Source organism: Kitasatospora sp. NPDC057692, assembly GCF_042799475.1.
Classification (GTDB): Bacteria; Actinomycetota; Actinomycetes; order Streptomycetales; family Streptomycetaceae; genus Kitasatospora.
In genome coordinates this window covers 1-4,048 of sequence record NZ_JBHVIV010000186.1, presented here as the reverse complement: position 1 = coordinate 4,048, position 4,048 = coordinate 1, and the positions used below count along the sequence as shown (strand labels likewise).

Sequence of the window (4,048 nt, the reverse complement as noted above, 5' to 3'; positions counted from 1 at the left end):
AGCGACACCCCCGTCATCACCCTCGACGCCCGCCGACGCGACAGCGCCAAGAGCGCCCTCATCACCCTCGTCGAACACGCCCTCCTCGCCCGGCTCCGCTGAGCGGAACCCGAGGTCGGCGGCCCCGGCACCCCGTCGGTGTGACGGGGCACCGGGGCGCGTTCGCTTGCGGAGAGGTGTCGTACGGTCGCCTCGCGCAAGACCCCCGCATAAGCAGCGGATAACAGTTCGGTAGGCATTTCGTGATCAACAATGACTGTTTGTAGCGAATCAGCGTCACTCAGCGCCAGAAGACCACAGTTATGCTCCAACATGTGGGCGAATGTCCTGAATTGCACCGCACCCGGCGCCCATCAGCAGCTGTTTGTCCCCCATCCCTGCACGTGCTGAAATTCCAGCTACCCCTGGATCCCGTACGGCTGCCGCTCCCCGGAGCGGGCGGCCCCCCGGGGGTAGCGCTGGATTGATCCATGGCCGACTGTCGGCCGAGAGGTAGTTGTCGAGTGAGGCGTAAGCAGCAGGTCGCCCCGCAGCGGCGCTCCGAGCCCCGCCAGAGCGAGCCGAACGGCACCGCACCGGAACCGGGCGGGTTCTCGGCGTTCACACCGGTCGAGGAGCGGCCGCAGGGCGCCCCGGCACCGCAGCAGCCCAGCCCCGGCAAGGACCGCGCCTCCGGCCCGGGCGCCGGCACCGGCCCCACCTCCGGCGCGGGATCGGGCTCCGGCTCGGACGAGACCGGTCCCAGGAGCAGCCGCTACGACTTCGTGCGCCCGCGCAACTGGCGCGTGCCCGCCCGTCTGATCGCGATCCTGCTGATCCCGGTCGTCATCGGCCTGGTCTTCGGCGGACTGCGCGTCAACACCTCGATCGACGGCTTCGTCAAGGCCGACCGCGCCCAGCGCACCGCCACCCTCGCCAAGGCCGCCACCGAGCTCGCCGAGGCGCTGGAGAGCGAGCGCGACAAGACGCTGATACCCCTGATCACCAAGCAGGACCCGAACAACGACGTCACCAAGGCGCGCTCGACCACCGACGCCGCCCTGAAGGCGTACAACGCGGCCTACGAGGCGAGCGACAAGTCCGGTGAGCTCCCCCGCCGCCACGAGGCCTTCCAGGCCGTGGTCACCTACCTGCCGCAGCTGCGCACCGCCGCGTACGCGGACAACCTCTTCGCCTCCGCGACCGTCAGCGCCTACTCGGTGATGTTCGCGCCGCTGCTGTCCTACGACAACTCGGTCGGCCTCGGCTCGTCCAACCTCACCAGCAAGGGCCGCTCCATCTACGCGATGTCGCTGGCCAAGGCCTCCGCCTCGACCCAGCGCGCGCTCATGCTGCAGCTGCTGGTCGGCATCTCCGCCCAGAAGACCACCCGGTACGAGAACGTCGACCTCATCCAGCAGCTGCTGGTCGCCCAGCGCCTGGAGCAGACCGCGCTCTCCGAGTTCAACACCGGCAGCGCCCCCGAGGACGCCCGGAAGTACGCCGACGCCCAGGTCGCCCAGGCCAACGCCGACCAGCGCGCCGCCTACCGGATGCCCAACGGCAGCGTCCCGACCATGACCGGCCTGCTGAACCTCGGCACCGCCTACACCCAGGCCGCCGCCAACGGCCAGTCGCTGGGCAAGGAGCTCGCCGACAAGGCCTACAAGGAGGCCAAGGACTCCGGTCTGACCCCGGAGAACTGGAACCAGGCCGCCAACACCCACATCTCCAGCCTCCGCGCCACCGAGGTCGTGCTGCTGGACGACGTGCTCCAGGACGCCGCCGAGCTGCGCGACAACGCGCGCTTCGACGCCATCCTCAACTCGCTGATCGTGCTCACCGCGCTGATCCTCGCCGGTGTCCTCACCGGCTACGTGGCCCGCTCGATGATTCTCGGCATGCGCACCCTGCGCAACGCCGCCCTGGACATCGCCGACCACCGCCTGCCCGAGCTGGTCGAGCGGCTCTCCAAGACCGACCCGGACCGGGTGGACACCAACGTCACCCCGATCCCGCTGCACGGCAAGGACGAGATCGGCGAGGTCGCCCGGGCCTTCGACCAGGTCCACCGGCAGGCGGTCGCGCTCGCCGCCGAGCAGGCCCTGCTGCGAGGCAACGTCAACGCGATCTTCACCAACCTGTCGCGCCGCAGCCAGAGCCTCATCCAGCGCCAGCTGGCGCTGATCACCGACCTCGAGAACAACGAGGCCGACCCGGACCAGCTGGAGAACCTCTTCAAGCTGGACCACCTCGCGACCCGTATGCGCCGCAACGGCGAGAACCTCCTCGTCCTCGCGGGCGAGGAGGCCGGCCGCCGCTGGAACACCCCGGTCCCGCTGGTCGACGTGCTCCGCGCCGCCGCCTCCGAGGTGGAGCAGTACGAGCGCGTCGAGCTCTCCGGCATCCCCGAGGCCGAGGTCGTCGGCGCCGCCGTGACCGACCTCGTCCACCTGCTCGCCGAGCTGCTGGAGAACGCCACCACGTTCTCCAGCCCGCAGACCCGGGTGCTGGTCAACGCGACCCGCCTGCCGGACGGCCGGGTGCTGGTCGAGATCCACGACAAGGGCATCGGCCTCACCGCCGAGGACTTCGCGGAGATCAACGAGAAGCTGGCCGAGCCGCCCACGGTCGACGCCACCATCTCCCGCCGCATGGGCCTCTTCGTGGTCGGCCGGCTCTCCCAGCGGCACGACATCCGCGTCCAGCTCCGCCCCTCCGGCGAGTCGGCCGGGACCACCTCGCTGGTCATGCTGCCGCCGTTCGTGACCCAGATGGCCGCGGCGCCGGAGCCCGAGGAGCAGTTCACCGTCTCCCGGATCTTCGCCGAGCAGGAGCCGTCCGCCGAATGGGCGCTCGACCAGGACCCGGTCCGCAGCGCCGCCGAACTCGGCTTCGACGACCACCTCACCGGCCTGGGCAACGCCGGCCCCACCGGGTTCAGCCCGGCCCTGGAGGCCGTCCAGCGCTCGCAGCGCCTGGACCAGGTCCGCCGCGCCGCGCTGGAGCCCGGATCGGCCGACGACCGGCCGCCGGTGGTGGACGCCGAGGTCGAGGACGACTACCCGGCCTACGGCCGCCGCAACGACGAGGTCTACGGCCAGGACGAGCAGTACCCGCAGCAGGGCTACCAGCAGTCCGGCTACGCCGACGACCAGTACGGCTACCAGGACGACTACGGCCAGAACGCCGGCTACGACGCCGAGGGCTACCAGCAGGACGGCTACGACCCGTACCCGCAGCAGGGCTACGGCGCGTACGGGCAGCAGGACGAGTACGGCCGGGAGAGCGGCTACGACGGGCCCGGCTACGCCGACGACCAGTACGGCCGGCCGACCGAGGAGGCCCCGGCGGGCCACCCGTACGCCCCCGAGCAGCCCGCCCTCCCGGCCGCCGACACCGCCCCCGCCACCCTGCCGTCCGGGCTGCCGCAGCGCCGCCCGGGCCAGCAGCTGGCCGGCGGCGGCTTCCCGGCCGGCCCGCAGGACGACAACGGCGGCGGCGAGAGCCCGAACTGGTTCACCGGCGCCAAGGACACCTCGTCCGACGCGGTCGAGCCCCGCGGCCACGACGTGTCCGCCCTCGGCGGCTACGGGCCCACCGGCCCGACGGCCGCCGGCAACGCGGCCTGGCAGTCGCCCAACGACGGCGACTGGCAGCGGGCCGAGAAGCTCCGCGAGCCCTCCTCCAGCGGCACCACCCCGGCCGGCCTGCCCCGCCGCGTGCCCAAGCAGAACCTGGTGGCGGGCAACGCCAAGCCCACCCCGCAGGACGGCCCGCAGGTCTCCCGTTCGCCCGAGGAGGTCCGCGGCCGCCTCACCAACCTGCGCCGCGGCGTCGAGCAGGGCCGCAGTGCCGGTACCACCGGAAGCTTCCGGATCGACCCCGATCAGGTAGACCCGTCCGGCAACGGACAGCAGAATCGCAGCACCGATCTCTTCGGCGGCTCGAACCACCAGGAGCGTTGAGTTGAGTCAGATGAGCCAGGCCGCACAGAACCTGAACTGGCTGATCACCAATTTCGTGGACAACACCCCCGGGGTGTCGCACACGGTGGTGGTCTCCGCGG

At 71.4% G+C, this 4,048-nt stretch carries 1 protein-coding gene and 2 pseudogenes; all 3 read left to right on the top strand.

The annotated features are described in order from the left end of the window. Positions 1–102 (top strand): annotated as a pseudogene (locus ACFVFS_RS40665) (ATP-binding protein); the annotation flags it as partial. Positions 103–503: 401 nt separating this feature from the next. Continuing rightward, positions 504–3,947 carry a nitrate- and nitrite sensing domain-containing protein gene (locus ACFVFS_RS40660; RefSeq protein WP_380630155.1) on the top strand — a complete coding sequence of 1,148 codons (3,444 nt, stop codon included), beginning with the start codon at positions 504–506 and terminating at the stop codon, positions 3,945–3,947. 10 nt (positions 3,948–3,957) lie between these two features. Beyond that, positions 3,958–4,048, top strand: a pseudogene (locus ACFVFS_RS40655) (roadblock/LC7 domain-containing protein); the annotation flags it as partial.